Annotated in this window: 12 protein-coding genes; 7 read left to right on the forward strand and 5 right to left on the reverse strand. The window is 68.0% G+C overall.

The genetic code is table 11. The features are described 5' to 3' along the window. Positions 1–292 precede the first annotated feature (292 nt). The 4 genes from G6N07_RS19160 (at position 293) to G6N07_RS19175 (ending at position 4,508) form a co-directional block, all read left to right on the forward strand. Positions 293–1,345 carry a hypothetical protein gene (locus G6N07_RS19160; RefSeq protein ID WP_133055539.1) on the forward strand — a complete coding sequence of 351 codons (1,053 nt, stop codon included), beginning with the start codon at positions 293–295 and terminating at the stop codon, positions 1,343–1,345. A 59-nt stretch (positions 1,346–1,404) separates the two neighbouring features. After that, positions 1,405–2,562: a hypothetical protein gene (locus G6N07_RS19165; protein WP_133055538.1), complete on the forward strand. Its 1,158-nt coding sequence runs from the start codon at positions 1,405–1,407 to the stop codon at positions 2,560–2,562. Then, the gene (locus G6N07_RS19170; protein ID WP_085190695.1) at positions 2,562–3,134 is read left to right on the forward strand and encodes a hypothetical protein; all 573 of its coding nucleotides are present in this window, start codon (positions 2,562–2,564) and stop codon (positions 3,132–3,134) included. Before G6N07_RS19165 ends, G6N07_RS19170 begins: the two co-directional genes overlap by 1 nt. 1,059 nt (positions 3,135–4,193) lie before the next feature. Then, positions 4,194–4,508: a type VII secretion target gene (locus G6N07_RS19175; RefSeq protein WP_085190693.1), complete on the forward strand. Its 315-nt coding sequence runs from the start codon at positions 4,194–4,196 to the stop codon at positions 4,506–4,508. 3 nt (positions 4,509–4,511) lie between these two features. On the opposite strand, the gene G6N07_RS19180 is transcribed toward G6N07_RS19175, so the two are convergent. Next, positions 4,512–4,961 (reverse strand): lipoprotein LppJ family protein, encoded by a 450-nt coding sequence (locus G6N07_RS19180; protein WP_085190691.1) that lies wholly within the window; start codon positions 4,959–4,961, stop codon positions 4,512–4,514. A 73-nt stretch (positions 4,962–5,034) separates the two neighbouring features. After that, positions 5,035–6,858, reverse strand: a complete 1,824-nt coding sequence (locus G6N07_RS19185; RefSeq protein WP_085190689.1) for an alpha/beta hydrolase — start codon at positions 6,856–6,858, stop codon at positions 5,035–5,037. Between the two features lie 338 nt (positions 6,859–7,196). On the opposite strand from G6N07_RS19185, the gene G6N07_RS20630 reads away from it, so the two are divergent. Beyond that, positions 7,197–7,586, forward strand: a complete 390-nt coding sequence (locus G6N07_RS20630; protein ID WP_208859789.1) for a hypothetical protein — start codon at positions 7,197–7,199, stop codon at positions 7,584–7,586. A gap of 51 nt (positions 7,587–7,637) precedes the next feature. Here the strand turns inward: G6N07_RS20630 and G6N07_RS19195 are convergent, their stop codons facing one another. From G6N07_RS19195 to G6N07_RS19210, 3 genes are all read right to left on the reverse strand, one after another. Beyond that, positions 7,638–9,173: a cytochrome P450 gene (locus G6N07_RS19195; RefSeq protein WP_085190688.1), complete on the reverse strand. Its 1,536-nt coding sequence runs from the start codon at positions 9,171–9,173 to the stop codon at positions 7,638–7,640. A 231-nt stretch (positions 9,174–9,404) separates the two neighbouring features. Then, positions 9,405–10,145, reverse strand: coding sequence for a molybdate ABC transporter substrate-binding protein (gene modA, locus G6N07_RS19205; protein ID WP_085190686.1), 741 nt, complete (start codon positions 10,143–10,145; stop codon positions 9,405–9,407). Then, on the reverse strand, positions 10,142–10,546 hold the full coding sequence (locus G6N07_RS19210) for a TOBE domain-containing protein (protein WP_085190684.1): 405 nt from the start codon (positions 10,544–10,546) through the stop codon (positions 10,142–10,144). The genes modA and G6N07_RS19210 overlap by 4 nt, the downstream gene beginning before the upstream one ends. A 222-nt stretch (positions 10,547–10,768) precedes the next feature. Here G6N07_RS19210 and G6N07_RS19215 point away from each other — a divergent pair, with 222 nt between their 5' ends. Next, positions 10,769–12,811: a SaeA-related protein gene (locus G6N07_RS19215; RefSeq protein ID WP_085190738.1), complete on the forward strand. Its 2,043-nt coding sequence runs from the start codon at positions 10,769–10,771 to the stop codon at positions 12,809–12,811. Further along, positions 12,808–15,309 carry a GAP1-N2 domain-containing protein gene (locus G6N07_RS19220; protein ID WP_085190682.1) on the forward strand — a complete coding sequence of 834 codons (2,502 nt, stop codon included), beginning with the start codon at positions 12,808–12,810 and terminating at the stop codon, positions 15,307–15,309. The genes G6N07_RS19215 and G6N07_RS19220 overlap by 4 nt, the downstream gene beginning before the upstream one ends.

Below are 15,309 nucleotides of genomic sequence, written 5' to 3' on the forward strand. Positions count from 1 at the left end.
CCCGCGAAAGGCGAAGGAGGCCCGGATAGGTAGCTGCTGAACGGTTCTCGCGCCACAACGCGAACTTCTCATCATGCTCGGCTGTGCCGAGCCCACAAATGCCAAAAGCCGGGCGGCAACCCGGCTTCGGCGTTCATCAAGAGTTCTCATGCTCTCTGACCCCCAAGGAGGGATAGGTGTATTTCACCGTGCCCACATGTCTATGTCAACCAGCCACGCCGCATCAATCTCGGACTGTCCGCTCACACCCGCGGCCTGAGGGGTGGCGCGTCTGATGGCGCGATTCAGCAAGATGTCCACCGCGGCGACCCCTTTAACGGCACCACCCGCAGAACGGCAGACAATCGCCGCAGAATGCGATGAACGCGCTGTGGAGGTAGCACGCGATGCTGTACGGCCGACGCCGCCGGTCGCGATCACTCAGTCAGAGCGGCTGCAGGCGTTGCAGAGGATCACCATCCGCGCCGACAACCGCGAACTCGCTGCCGGCGCGGTGCGCGAGGCCGCGCGGTTGCGGTGCCTCAAGAGCGGTAATGGTGGCGAAGATGACCGCAAGGCGACCGGACTGATCGCCCGGTTCCTGATGTGGTCGTCGTTTGGTGATGTGATCGACCCCGCCCGAGCATTTACCCGCGCCAACGTCGACGAGTACTTGACCTGGACGAAGATCAACAGTGAACGCTCGCTGCGGCAACGCCGGTACATTCTGTACGGGATCGGACGTGAACTGCACCCCCAACAGTTCCCCCGCTCCCACACCGTGCCCGCACCGCGGCGCAAACGGTTGCCGGCGGCGAGCATGGCCGAAGTCGCTCGTCTGGAACATCTCATTCCCAGGTTGCCGGCCAGACTGGCCCAGCGTGCACAGGCATTGTTTGACCTGTCCTACGGGGCTGGCGCCAGGGCAGGGGACTTCAGGTCATTACGCGGGACATCGATCACTTCGCTGGCCGTCGATGGGCGGGCGATCGCGGTGGTGGCGCTGCCCAACCGACTTGGCGGGGTTCGGCAAGTCCCCGTCGTCAACCCAGCAATCGCGGCCCGGCTGCTGAGCCTGTCTGTCGCCGTCGGCAATGGACTGGTGTTGTCCCCGAAAACTAAACAGCCCGAACGCAACATCGTTAACCGCACCAATGGCGATATGCGACGCCACGGCCACACCGGAATGAACCACCTGGGGCTTCGCAACCGCTGGATCCTCGATCTGGCCGCCACCGTCCCAGCCGCACTACTTCTCCAACTGGCTGACGTCAGTGACCTGCGCGTGCTGGTCGATCAACGCCCGCTGCTGCCCACCTACACCATTCGCCACGCCATCACTACCCTCCAGGAGAACCAGCGATGATCCGAGACCGCGAACCCCTCTGCACCTTCTCAGATTCCGTCTTCACCACCGCCCTGAACGTGATAGCCAAATCGTCTGCTGCACAACAGATTGACGACCACTACCAGCACAGCGTGCACCCCGGTGGTCGACGATCTGGCATCCGCTACACCAGCACCGCCGTGCTCGTCGCGCTTCTGGTGCGGTTCCTGGCGGGCCTGCCCTACAGCCTGCGCGGCGCGATGGACACCATCGGCGCTTTCACACCCCAACAGCTGTCCGCGGTGGGCATGGCCCACCAGAACTGCGCCGTGATCCACAGTAACGCTGCCCGCGAGTACAAACGCTTCCACCGATTCTGGGCTCTGCGCATGCAGCCGCTGGACCCGGACTGGGACCTGCCGTCGCGACGGATGACCAACGCCGAGTTCAAGGCACTCCTGCGCAAGCGATCCGAAAAGGATCGCCACCGCTGCGCGGCCGCCGATGAACGCCTCACCCGCCTCATCAACGACCTGCTGTACGGTTCCGTCGAACATCAGCGGCCAGACGATTGCGACGGCGACGCCGTCGTCGACGAAACCATCATCAACACCGCGGGTCCCGGTGGCACCCTCGGCGTTAAAGACGAGCGCTACCGCGGCGCCTCCTCGATCGCCAAGTACTGGGTACGCGAGAAAGACCGCACCCTGCATAACACCGAAAGCACCGCCGGACCCGCCGGGCCGCGGGAAATCAAAGCCAGCGGCTTTGGCGTCGGCGCCACCTTCGTCACCCGCGTGGCCCGCCGCGACGCTCTGCACGCCGAACCCCCGGTATTCATCGGAATGGACGTGCACGCACCCACCGGCGCCAGCATCCAAGGCCTGGCCACCGCGCTGGCCCATGCCCGCCGCACCGGCCTGGACGCCCGCCGAGAAGGCCGTACCCGGTGGCCTCTGCTGACCGCCGACATGGGCTACAACAACAAAACCGGATTTGGAGAGCTCATGCTCACCACCCGCTATTCACCTGTGGTTCGCTACCCCAGCCCGTGGTCGGTGAGCTTCCCCAGTGCCAACCCGCCCGGTGCATCCGTCGGGCCACCCCCGGGGCCCATCCACTACGCCGGAGCGTTCTACTGTCCCGCAGTCGCCGACCGTATTCACGGCACCGCACCCCGAAGACCGAAGAGCTGCTCAAGCACGACAACTTCCGCGCCCACGACCGCCGCCTGCGCGCCATCTACCCCTTCCTGATGGGCCACCACACCCGACCCGCCCTCGCCGCCGTCCGGCGCGGCAGACCACCCCTGGGCGAGGACGCACCCATCGCCGCGAAAGTCCGATTGGTCTGTCCGGCAGCACTCGGCGCCGTCAAATGCCCGCTGAAGCCGGAATCGCTGAACACCGAAACGGTTGGGATACCGCTGGCCCAACCTGACTGGGCGGCGCACGACCTAGCGTGCTGCGCGAAATCGAGCACCACCGTCACCCTGACCGCCGACCAACTACGGCTGGCGCAATGGGATCTCGTCCCCGGATCCTGGGAGCACACCCTCTACTTCGAAGCCGCCCGCGCGCTCACCGAGCAACGCTTCAGCCAACTCAAATCGAAGTACATCGCCGGGCTCGACGAGCTGACCACCGGACCCCGACGGACACCGATGATCAAGATCGCCATCGCTCTGGCGGCCGTCACCGCCAACATCCGCGCACAACAGGACCACCACCACCGCAGCTCCCGGCGCCGCGAATCGATCGACATCAGAATGCGGCAACTCACCGCCGACCTCGGCCACCCACCGGCGCGGATCCCACCGCGCAGCTGACACCCCATCTGACGCGGGCCAGGCCACACCACCTGGCCCGCGTCGTGCTGTCTGGAGCCAGCGAAAACCCTGTGGAATTACCGGCACCAAATCGGAGCTCAACGGCCTGCGGCGATTCTGCGCTCATCGCACTTCGCTCCACCGGTTCACCTCGGGCGGCGTCACCCAGGGCCAGCCGCCGCACCGCACGCCCCGACGACCGCCCAGCGCCGCACTGGCCTGTTCGACGAAAAGACTGTGGAAAAACCCGAGGAAAGCCGTGGAACCGACCGTCGTTTTGCTGCGTCAACCAGCGCACCTGAACTGCACACAGAGAGGAGTTCTACGAACTCCAGGCACAAAGGTCACGAACCACAAATGGGTCGTGACCTTTGTGTTTGGGTGGGGGCTGTCGGTCACCGCGCCTCGCGTCCGGGGGTGTGGGACTTCGTGGCTTTAGTCCCCGAAGGCCATCAACTTGGCTCGGCTCACTGATCGTCGGTCGAGCCGGTGTTGTCCAGTCGTTCGAGCGCTCGATCTAAGTCGGCGAGTGAGCCACAGACAACCGCCCCATACATGCGATCCAGACCCGCTTGGCCCGCAACATGGGCCCAGCGTTTCTCGGTCGCGATTACGGCGCAGCTTGGGATGGCAAGGGCAAGGACACACATGTCTGTCCGATCATGCTGCGCGAGCGGAAAGCTGTGATCACGATGACGGTGGATTTTCAGTTTGGATATGACCTTCGTGACTGGCACGCCGCCGACGAACGAGCGGACCCTCTCCGTAGGGCTGTCTGTCACTGGCGCAGCGGCCAATGCGAAAGCTGATGCGACAGATTGAAGCGCCACGAGCCAACCATGGAGCCGACTGAACCGCCGCTGATTTCAGCACAGAGCGAGCAATATTGCTGTGCCAGTGTTGAACCCACCCGTCGTAGAATCAGCCGGTGCGCGTTTCTACCGAATGCATCCAAGCTCAATCGTTGGCGATCCAAAGTGCATGCCACTGTGGCGGACATTCGGGTAGGAGCAGCAGGCTGGCGCGCCAGACCGAAGGCTATAGCGGAGGCGTTCGAACATGAGTAGCAGCGAGACATTGATCGTCGACCCGGCAGCATTGACCAGTACCGCCACTGCTTTCAATCAGGCTGGTGCGGGTTTGGCCAGTCTGGGCGCTGATGGTCCGCTGGGTGAGGCGGCTGCTGCGGTGCCGCAGCTGGCGACCGCGGGCGCATGCCTGGAGGCGCAGTCCGCGGTGGTTGCCGACACCACCGCGGTCGCCGAAGCGGCCACGACCTACGGCAGCAACCTGGGTGGCGCCGCGAGCCACTACGAGACGCAGGATCAGGCCGCGGCCGCGTCGATCGACAAGAGGGAGTTTCCCAGCGGTTAGCCTTCAGCTGGTGAGCTCGGCGCGGATGTCCTCGTCGTCGCCGCTGTGGTCGGCGGCGTTGCGGCACTCGCCCAATATTTGGATGTAGCCGCGGTCCGGGTGGTCGGGGTTCGGTGTCACGATGGCCATGACGTCGCCCTGATGCAGAGCGCGGCCGTGGGGCTGCTTTCCCTCTGGCGCGCCATCACGCCATCCGTCGGCGGTCATGGCCGCGACGATCTTGTCGATGTAGGCGTCCTTGTCGGCATCGGTGGGGAAGGTGAATCCCATACTCACCCTGCCCCGGAACGGAGCGACGCCCTGGTCGGTGCACGCCGAGAACCGGAAACTGGCGCCGCGCAGCTGCAAGCCGACCGCCTGAACCAGTCGCTTGGCCGGGTCCACCACCTGGGCACGGGTCTGTTCGTCGCTCATCTCGGGCCCGTCCAGGTCGGCCTTGCCCTCGGTTCCCATCGCGCATCCTCCTAGGAGTAGTAGTACGCCGGCCACCGCGGTCGCTACCAGCGCCGGGAGGCGACGCGCGCGGTCAGTACTGGTGGTCTTTGGTGACGGTGCCACGGTCGCCTTCCGGGTCGATGAGGGCAGGGGTGCCTGGAATGGGAGTGTCCCAGTCGGGCATGTCGATCGGAGGGAGTCCTGGAAGATCCAGTTCGTGGGGCAGGCCGATGTGCGGCTGGCGGCGTCCTTCGGCGGTTAGCTCGTTGTCGGCCAGCGTTGATCCGTCGCCGTTGGCGATGTCGGTCATGGCGCGCAAGGATTCACCGCCGAGATCGTAGTAGCGGGAATGGTCGCCGAAGTCGGGCAGGCCGCTGCGACCGGGCACTTCGGAGTCGAAGCGCACCGAGCCGAAACCGTTCCCGGCGGGGTCGTTGCCCAGGCCTGCCTCCGCGCCCAACGGGTAGCCCAGTTCGCGGTTGATGATGTCGGGGACCGGGCCGGCCTGGCCCAGCCAGGTCACCGGGTCGCTGGAGGCCGCACCCACGTAGACCTGACCGCCTTCGGGCAGGTTGAAATCCGCGGCGCTTTGGGCGAGATCCGTTCCCGGGCTGCCGATCAGGACAGCGTTGTCGGCCTTCATGCCGCTGCCGGCGAACCCGTCGGCCACCGTCGTCGACCCGTAGGAGTGCCCGATGACGGTGACATTGGATGGGACGCCCTCGTGGGTTGCGCCCAGTCCGTTCACATCGGCGGCCAGCAGATCGCCGCCCGCCCGCGCGAGGTGGGGGATGGCGATGCGGGGATCTGCTGGGCTGTCGGGTGCGTCGTAGCCCATCCAGGCGATCACCGATGTCGACTCATCGGGGTCGCCGAGGCGCATCTGGTCGTACAAATCGGTGGCGTTCTCGCTTTCCAGCCAGCCGTCTTTGACGCTGCTGCCGGTGCCGGGAACCACCACGGCGGTGTTCTGCGCCTTGTCCGGGTTGCCGATGGCCACGGCTGCCTTGCCTTGGCCGTTGAATGCCAGCGGGTCGTAGGCCCACAGCATCACCGGACGGTCTTCCTCACCTTCGGCGGCCATCTTGTCCAGACCATTCTGGGTCTGTACGGCGTTGGTGTAGCGGGTGGCTTCGGCAGAGGTCAGCCCATAGGTGCTCGGATTGGCCAGAACCTCGTCGGTGGACACGCCGTGCTGCTCGGCGGCATCGGTCACCTGGGCCAGATCGTCCTGCAAGACGGACTGATTCACCTGATCACGCACCTCGGCCGGAATCCCGTTGAGGTTGCCCAACTCCGGTGGATGGTCACCGATCAGCTGGCTTTTCTCGAACTGGCTCAGTGAGTCCCACCACTTCTTGACGTCCTCGGGTGCGGTCCCTGGGGGTGGCAGCTGGCGTGGATCACCGAGGGTGCCCGGTGGCGTCGCCGGCACCGGCCCGCCGATCGCCGCTTGGATGGCGGCTGCGGTCTGGGCGTCGATTTGGGCGAACATTGCCAGCAGTTTCTGCAGGATGGCCGTCCACGCCGGGGCCATCAGTCGCAGGATCGGTGGCAGTGGAGGCGGGGTGGCGGTGCCGTCGTCGGATACCTGCCAGCCGACGGCGCGCAGCATCTCCACGATGGCGAGCAGCCCGTTGCGGGTGAACGCCATCTGCACGCCGCCGCTGTTCAACGCCTGCTGCAGCGCGGACAGCCTGGCTCGCAGCTCCTCTTGCCGGTTGAGGTTCTGCTCCGCCCTGATGATCGCAGCGGAGGCCGCCTGGCCCTGCCACGACGCCCGCATACGCGCCAGCGCTTCGCGTTGCGCGGCCAGCGTCGCGTCGAGCGTGCCGATCTTGGTACCGAGGCCGGCGGCGGATGCAATCAATTGGTCAGGCCGAGACGCCTGCACCGTCGACACCGTTACCGACAACTCCAGCCCCCTTGCATTTGCGTCTCATCGTCGCACGGCGAGTCGAGGCGCTTGGGCAGCAATTCGTCGCACCGGGTCGCCCGCACGGCATCCGTAGCGCCTGAGCATCGCGGATATCGGAATCGCGTACCCGCCGGCGGAGACCTTCGATTCGTCCAGTGCAGAGATCGCCCAGATGGCATAGTCAACATTCCACCTTTGATACACACCCAGCACCTCCCTTCGAGGGAAGGTGCAGTAGAGAACGCCCGCGAGAAGTCCGATGCGGCGTCGCCGGGTCGAACCCGTCACGTCAGCGGAGTGGTTTGAAGTCCAAAGGGGACGGTAACCCGTTGGTCATGCGAAACAACACGAGTAGAGCCGCCGCCCCCGCGCTGTTCGTAGGCGTCGCCGCGAGTGCGATCGCGCTGGCCCCGGCGGCATTCGGTAGCACAGGAAGCTTCGTGACCCAGCCTCCGCCGCCGTGCGTGGCCGCCGACGGCACCGTGTGCGCCGCGGTCCCCGGTGGTCCGGCCGGAACTGCGGGTCCCGGGGGTGCCAGCGGTGAGATCCCGGGTGGACCCGTGGGTGAAGCAGGTCCTGGCGGCGCGAGCGGCGCCATCCCGGGTGGCCCGGCGGGTGCCGCAGGCCCGGACGGCGTCACCGGAACCATCCCCGGCGGGCCGAGCGGCTCTGCCGGTCCAGGTGGGGTCGAAGGCTGCATCCCGGCCGTCGGCTGCATCGGGTAACGACTGACGAACAACCAATCGGGGCCGGGCCGCAATATGGCCCGGCCCCCTTCACTTCGGCGGTGGACACTCCAGCGGGCCGGCCAACGCCCGCCGTCGCACAGTCATGGACAACTTGCCGTCCGGGCCGCCGGTGAAGGTGAGCTCCCGGCGCAGCCGCTGGCCGGGGACCAGGTCCAGCGTGAACCGCTGCGCCAACGTGGCAATCACGAGCGCGGCTTCAAAATTGGCGAACCCGGACGCGATGCATATCCGCTTACCCCCGCCGAACGGCAACTGCGCGCGGCGATGCTGCGGCTGGATGTTGTCCTTGAGGAAGCGGGAAGGGTCGAACACCTCCGGGTCGTCCCACACCCGGCTGTTGTGGTGGATGCTGTGGATCAACACCGCCACACTGGTACCGGCCTTGATCGGGTAGTCGCCGAGAACATCGTCGTTCTTGGCCACCCTGGCCACCCCCATGATGGGCGGGTACACCCGCATCGATTCGGCCACCACGGCGTTGGTCCACGGCAGGTTGTCGACGTCCTCGGCGGTGGGCACCCGACCACCGAGCACCTCGTCGATCTCCTCACCGAGTCGCCTGCGCGCATTTGGATTCTGGGAGAGCAGATACCACGTCCAGGCCAAGGCGGCGGCCGTCGTCTCGAACCCCGCCCCGAGGAAGGTCATCAGCTCGTCGCGGACTTCCAAGTCGGTGTAACGGTAACCGGTTTCAGGATCCTGAGTGGCCAACAGCAGCGCCAGCAGATTGTCGGAACGGTCGATCTTACCGGTGCGGTAGTCGGCGATCAGCCCGTCGATGAACCGCTCGATCCGCCGCAGTCCGCGCATCGTGCGCGGCGCAATGATCGAAGCGCCCAGGCGTAGCGAACGGATGGCCAGTCTGGGTGATCTGGCGACCAATTGGTCCGGCCCGTATTGGGCCAGCTTCTCGGCGAACCACCGCAGCGGCCGGGCCGGCCCGCCGATGAAGCCATACCCGAAAAGCGTGAGCAGCCGGGCGAAGTCGACCCGTAGCTGCTTGGCAAGGTCGTCGGACAGATCGATGCCGAACATGGTGCGGCTGATGATGTCCAGGGTGACGTAGTTCATCTCCGCGGCGACGTCGACGGGCTCACCGGTCGCGGCATGGCGCTCCCATCGCTCGGCGGCGGCCACGCAAGCCGCGGTCATCTGAGGGGCGAACGAGTCGACCTGCCGCTTGGCGAAGATGGGCTGCACCAGCCGTCGATTACGTTGCCACAGTCGATCGTCGAGATCGGTGACCAGCCCGCGGCCGAATGCCACGGCGAGCAGTTCGTATTCGGCGCTCTTGCCGTAGTTGTCCTGGTTGGAGATCAGCACGTGCCGGGCGATGTCGGGGTTGCGCACCACGACGAACTTGGCCAGCGGTGCGCGCGCCACCACGATGTCGTCCTGCCCGGGCAGCCGGGCGACGTAGTCATAGACGGTGTGCCGGTATCCCGCCCACAGCGCACCGAACGCGTAACGCCATGAACTCAGCCAGCCGATCTCGGTGTGCTGCCATCGAATGAACGCCGGCGCCCAGCGGGGCGGATGCAGCTCCCTCAGCTCGGCAGTCACATCTCACTCCCGGAGTCGTCGTTGTGGTATACGGTACCGCCGGTATCGGCTGGAGGCCAGGGTGCGTGCTCGACGATCTCTTCGAGCTTTCCTCATAGCCGACCGCGGCGCGGCCAAAGCGCAGTGGTGGCCGCGGTCATCGCGACAGCGGCCACGGTCAGCGCGACCGCCAGCCTCAACGCCGTCGCCGGTTCCTCGTAGTTGCCCGAGCCGGGCCGGTGAGGGGTTGGCTCAGGGCACTGCGAAGCCATTGCGGCGCAGTACGGCCCGACCTACGGGGCCCGTCACGGCGCTCACGAACTGTCGGGCGGCCTCGGACTTCTGCGACTCCTTCAAAGCCGCGATCGGGTAGGCGTTCACCGCCCGTGCGGCTTCGGCAAAGTCGACGGCGGTCACCCGCTCGCCGGCGTCGAGCGCATCCGTCACGTACACGAGACCGGCATCGGCCTGGCCGCTGGTCACCTTGTGGAGGACGTCGGTCACCGAGGACTCCTCACTCACCGGCCGCAGCTCCACCCCGGCGGCTTCCGCGACGGCGGACGCGGCGCGGCCGCACGGCACCTGCGGGGCGCAGCGGACGACGCTGATGCCCGGTGCGGACAGGTCAGGCAGCGACCGGATTCCCTTCGGATTGCCGGGGGCGACGGCGATGGTCAGCGTGTTCGCGGCGAACTGGACCGGCGCGCCGTCCAACAGGTTCGCCTCGGCGGCCCGGTCCATGGTGCCGGTGTCGGCCGAGGCGAAGACGTCGGCGTAGGCGCCCTGGGTGAGTTGGGTGACCAGATCCGACGAGCCGGCGAACGAGAACTCGACGCTCGTGCCAGGGTGATCGCGCTCGAACCGTTCCCCGATCTGGACGAACGACGTCCGCAGCGACGCCGCGGCGAAGACCGTCAGCGTCGACGGATCCCGTTGGGCCCCGCAGCCCCCCAGCGCGACGGCGAGCAGAGCGACGAGTGCGAGGCGGGTCACGGCGGGGTCGATGTCTCGACGATCACCGTGGTCGCCTTGACGACGGCCACGGCGACACTGCCGGGCTCCAGTCGCAGCTCGCGCGCGGCCTCGGTGCTCATCAACGACACCACGGTGAAGGGGCCGCACTGCATCTCGACGTGCGACATGACGGTGTCGCTCACCACGTTGGTGACCAGACCGGCGAATCGGTTGCGGGCCGAACTGGCGGTGTCGAGCGGGTCCTTGGGCGCCGACGAGGTCTGCCTGCGGGCGAACGCGGCGAGTTCGGCGCCGTCGAGGACCTTGCGGCCGGATGCGTCGGCCGATGCCGCGAGGCCTCCGCCGTCGATCCACCGCCGGACGGTGTCGTCGCTGACGCCGAGCAACTCGGCGGCCTGGCGCACCCGGATCAGCGGCATGCGGGCATACTAGCAACCGCATACTCGGCGACATTATGAAATTAGAGCCGTGGATGCGGAGGCCAGCCCCGGAAGGCGGCTGGCTGGCCCACCCTCTTCGGCCGTATCGGTGGATAACTTGCTGCCCTTGGTGGTGGAATCGGAGCCAATGCACACAAGCGGGGGTGGCGTCGTGGCGAGATGTGCCTTGTCGTGCCTACGCGCCCGGGCGGTGTGGCGGTGGTGACAGAACACCCGCAGGCCGACGACGATCCGCGACTCGGCGCGCTGCTGGAATGGCGGCAACGGCTCATCGACTCCGGCGCCGTATCCGCCCGCAGCTTCAAGGAGGCGCATCTGCGCCTGGTGTTGCGGTCCGGCCGCACCGATGTCGAGCAGATCCAGGCGATGCTGCCCGGGTCGGTGTCCGAGCACGCCGACGACATGGCCCGCGTGCTGTCGGAACTGCCCGCGCAACCCGGTCCCACCGGCGCCGAGGGGATCTCCTCGGCGGACAACCCGGCGGGCCGCCACCGCGGGGACGACCCCGTCGACGAGGCCGCCGCGGACCCGCCGCAGTACGACACGCTGTACCAGCCGCATTTGCCGACCGCGCATTTCGCGCCCTACGCGTCGGACACGCCGGGCGCCCCCACCCACAGCGTCACGCTGCACCGCCGCCGCGGCACCGGAGCCCTCGAACTGCGCTGGCCGCCCTTGGAGACCAGCGACCAGACCGTCGTCTACCGGGTCGTCAGCGGTGAAGACGTCCAGCCCCGTTCACCCGACACCGCCGACCCGCTCACCGTGACGACCTCGACGTCCGCGACAGACGACCGCCCGCCGGTCGCCGCGGTGCGGCACTTCCAGGTGTGGGCGAACGTCGGCGCCACCCGGTCGGAAGCGCTGGCGGCGCAGCCGATTCTGCACGCCGGCGGGGTGCTGATCAGCAGGATCACCGACCTCGCGCTGCAGGAGGACTCCGGCCGGGTGATCGGCCGCTACACCGCGCCACCCGGCGTCAGCGCGGTCTACGTGTACCGGGTGCCCGCCGGCGAGGCGCACCGCGACGGGCCGCGGTACCGCATTCTGGCCGGGCAGGACAATCTCGCCGGGTTCGTCGACATCGACGTCGGACGGGGCTACCGGTATGTCTACCGCGTGCGCTGCGCGGCGCCCGTGGGCGGGGTGCTACGTCTCTCGGAGGCCGCGGAAGCCACGGCGGACGTCTCGGCGGTGCTGGCGCCGGTCACCGATCTGGTGATCACGGGAAGCACCGCGGACGCCACCGTTCTCGACCTCGCCTGGACCACCCCGCCGGGCGGGCGTGCGGTCGTCTACCGCACGCCGACCGGTCCCAGCGCGGGTGCCGAGGCCGACGAGTTGCCCGAGGATGCGCTCGATCAGGTCGGCCTGCCACCGGAAATGCGGCTGGCGCAGCCGATCACCGAAGACCGCGACGAGGACGGGCGAGTGCGCACCGCGATGCCCGGCGTCGCGTGGCCGGACCAGTGGAGCCGCGCCTACTTCACCCCGGTGACCCTCATCGATGGCCGCGCCATGCTGGGCAAGACCTTCTCCACCGTGCGGACCGGGGTGATCCGCGACATCGAACTCGCGGAGTACTGCAACAAGCAGGTGCTCACCTTCGACTGGCCCGACGGCGCCGCCTCCGTCGTCGTCTATCTGGCACCGCGAGGCCACGACCCGCGGAACGGGCTGGCCGGCCACACCTACGAGATCACGCTCGAGGAGTACGAGAAGTACGGCGGGCTGCAGCTTTCCGGTCAACTGCCGGTACACGGATGCTCGCTGCACCTGGCCCCGATCGCGTTCACCGGCGGACGCCGTGTGATGGGCGCGATCGCCAGCATCGACTACCAAGGACTGCTGCGGCTGCAATACGCGGTGCGCGTCGGCCGCGACGCCGACGGACGGCCGTTCACCGCTACCGTCGCGGTGCGCTCCGAATACGAGCTGCCCGGCTCACCGGCGTTCGTGTTGGTCAACAATGCGCACCGCATCCCGTTGAGCGTTCATGACGGTGAGCTGGTCGACGTCGCACCGCTCAACGAGCAGGGTCAGCTCGCGGCGCCGCCCGCCAAGGAACTGAGGTGGTCGGAGCTCACCACCACCGGGGGCAGCGAACTGTGGGCCGCGAACGTGCGCAACCGGCAGGGCTGGATCCGGTTGTTCGTCAGCACGCCGTCGCCGGCCAGCCTTCGGCTCGTCGCCCTGCTCGATCCGCCGGTCGAGCAACTGCGCCTGACCCCGGTGGCCACATGACCGGGCGCTACGGACAACTCACCTACACCTCGTTGGACACCGCCGCGCGCATGGGCGGCTGGCAGGTCAAGCAAACCTCCGCCGACCTGTCTGCCGACGAGGTGCGTGCCTTGACGTCGGGGGTGCGCACGGTGTTCCAGCCCGCGCAGCCGCTGCCCCCATACCCGACACCAGAGCAACTCGACCGCGGCCCGCGCCGGCTCGCGTACGGTCGCCTCGACCGGCAGCGCGCCGGATATTGGCACACCGTGCCCGCCGGGTCAGACAGCACAGGCAGGCCCGGGAACGTGTTCGCCCACGCACTTCTCGACCGTGCGGCGGGCGAGCGGTCCGACCGCCCCATCCAGTGGTGGCGGTCCGACGGTTGGCTGTGTCCGTACGGCCCGCTCGCGGTGAGCGCGGCCGCGCTGCCCGGGGAACCACCGACACCCGGAAACGTGGTGACCAAGGACAGCGTCGTGCAGTTCGCGCTCGACCCCGGAGCCTGGCGGCTCGCGACGCTGTTCGGACTGCTCGACGCGGTCGCCGCCGCCCTCGACGGTGGCCCGCCGGTGGTGCTCGGCGTGGAATCGGCGGATTCGGCCGCCCAGTGGATCGGGTTGGTCAGCTTCCTGATGTCGTCGGGAACCGCTGCTCGGCTGCACTTCTCGACATTCGACCGCGCCGACCAACTGGCCCTGGCCCGGCAGAGCAGGCAACACCTGACCGCGGTGCCCGTCGAGGACCTCGAGCTCGTCCCGGAGCACGTCGTCGCGATCAGTGAGCACGCGATGCTGTCGCTGGGCGAACTCGACCACGAACCGCACCGCACCGCCGACGGCCGGGCCATCACCGTCACGCCATGGTCGGCGATGGCGCAGGTGGTGTTGCTCGACGCAGAATCGGCACGGTCCGTCCTGGACGACATCGACCACTACTCCGCGCAGGTCGCCGACACCGGATTGCATCCGGCCTGGCCACTGGCGATGTCGGTGGCCCACCGCGACCGGTTCGCCGACGCGCTCACCGAGGCCCACGCGGTGATCACCGCACATTCGCCGCGCGCGGCGAGTGGTTCGGTGGTCGCCCGCACCGTCGCCGCCGTGATGCGCAGCGCGTTGGGAACCAGCACCGCCGACGCATGGAAGGCGATGCAGGACAACGACGACGGGCCCGCCGGGGACCATGCCGAGGACACCTACCTGCGCCGCGCGGTAGCCGACGAGGAATGGTTGAGCCGACCGGGCCGGACACCCACCCGCGACCGGGACGCCAACAGGCACCCGCCGTCACGAGAACTGGGCGAGGCCATCGAATCCGCCCTGGCCGCGGCGCGCGCCGGCGGCCCGTACCGGGTGGCGCGATTGGCCGATCTGCTGCTGTGTTCGGGGATCGACGACGACCGGGTGACAGCGGCGCTCCGCACCGAGGTGGCCACGGAACTGCTGGACTCCGACTCGGCGCCTGCTCTGCTCAGTGAGCTGCGCGAGAACGTCGGCGCGCCGACCCGGCTGGCGTTGGCTGCCGCACTCCTGCAGGAACTGCAGGACTGCGGCGACACCCCCGCGGTCGGCGGAGACGTCGTGGACTGGTTGGCCGACGGTATGAGAGCCCCGGCGCCGCACGATCTGCGGGAAGCCGAGCCGTGGGATCCGGTGTGGACCACGGCGGCGCTGCGCGGTGTGCGGACGGTCATGCGCGGTGCCAGTGACCAGGCGGACCGCTGGGCGAGCCTGTGGTGGCTGCGGGTCAGCGGGTCGGACCGGTTCGAGGAGGTCGCGGCCAGTTCGGTGTGGCATCCGGACGAACTGCTAGCTGCGGCAGGGGATTCGGCTCTACCCGGCGCGACGGCGGTACGCACGTTGGTTGGTGCGCCGCCGTCTGCGGCGCTGGACCGGTTGGCGCAGACGGTGCTGCGCGCCAACAACGACGATGTCGCGGTGGCGTGTGCGGTGGTGCGGATCTTCGGCCCGAGAGCCTGGATCGAACAGGGCTACGCCGCCAGCCATCAATCCGCCTACGCGCCGCTGTGGGAGCAGGGGCTCGAGGCGGTCGGGACGAGCGCCGTGCATCACGACTTCGCGGTGCGTCTGGTGACGTTCGCCGTGATCGCGCTGGCCCACGGGCGGCCGTATCCGCGGTCGAGCGCGAACCTGACCACCGAACCGCACGTGGCTGCCGAGGCGTTCGGGCAGTTGGCGGCCCTGCTGGACGACTACGTCCTCAACGCCATGCCGGTGCTGGCGGTGGCCGCGCTGCGGTTCGCGCACAACGGCGACGATGCCGTGGCGGCCACCGACGGGATCGAAGAGCTGCTGTGGCAGAGCGCAAGGCATGTCATGGCCACCCGCCATCCCGACTCGATCGACCCCGGCATGATCGCCGCCACCATGGCCAAGCTCACCGGTGAGCCGAACGACGGTGCCGTCCGCCGGCATCGAAGAACCGTTCAGAAACTACTGGCCCGCCGACCGGAAACGCAGACCGCGCCGATCGCCCGAAACCGCTGGAGTCGTTGA

Origin of the sequence: Mycolicibacterium doricum, assembly GCF_010728155.1 — a bacterium.
Taxonomy (GTDB): domain Bacteria; phylum Actinomycetota; class Actinomycetes; order Mycobacteriales; family Mycobacteriaceae; genus Mycobacterium; species Mycobacterium doricum.

What these genes read in the sequence shown, in the direction of transcription:
- G6N07_RS19160 (WP_133055539.1), top strand. Translation starts at nt 293, where the DNA reads ATGTCCACCGCGGCGACCCCTTTAACGGCACCACCCGCAGAACGGCAG.
- G6N07_RS19170 (WP_085190695.1), top strand. Translation starts at nt 2,562, where the DNA reads ATGGGCCACCACACCCGACCCGCCCTCGCCGCCGTCCGGCGCGGCAGA.
- G6N07_RS19175 (WP_085190693.1), top strand. Translation starts at nt 4,194, where the DNA reads ATGAGTAGCAGCGAGACATTGATCGTCGACCCGGCAGCATTGACCAGT.
- G6N07_RS19180 (WP_085190691.1), bottom strand. Translation starts at nt 4,961, where the DNA reads ATGGGAACCGAGGGCAAGGCCGACCTGGACGGGCCCGAGATGAGCGAC.
- G6N07_RS20630 (WP_208859789.1), top strand. Translation starts at nt 7,197, where the DNA reads ATGCGAAACAACACGAGTAGAGCCGCCGCCCCCGCGCTGTTCGTAGGC.
- G6N07_RS19210 (WP_085190684.1), bottom strand. Translation starts at nt 10,546, where the DNA reads ATGCCGCTGATCCGGGTGCGCCAGGCCGCCGAGTTGCTCGGCGTCAGC.
- G6N07_RS19220 (WP_085190682.1), top strand. Translation starts at nt 12,808, where the DNA reads ATGACCGGGCGCTACGGACAACTCACCTACACCTCGTTGGACACCGCC.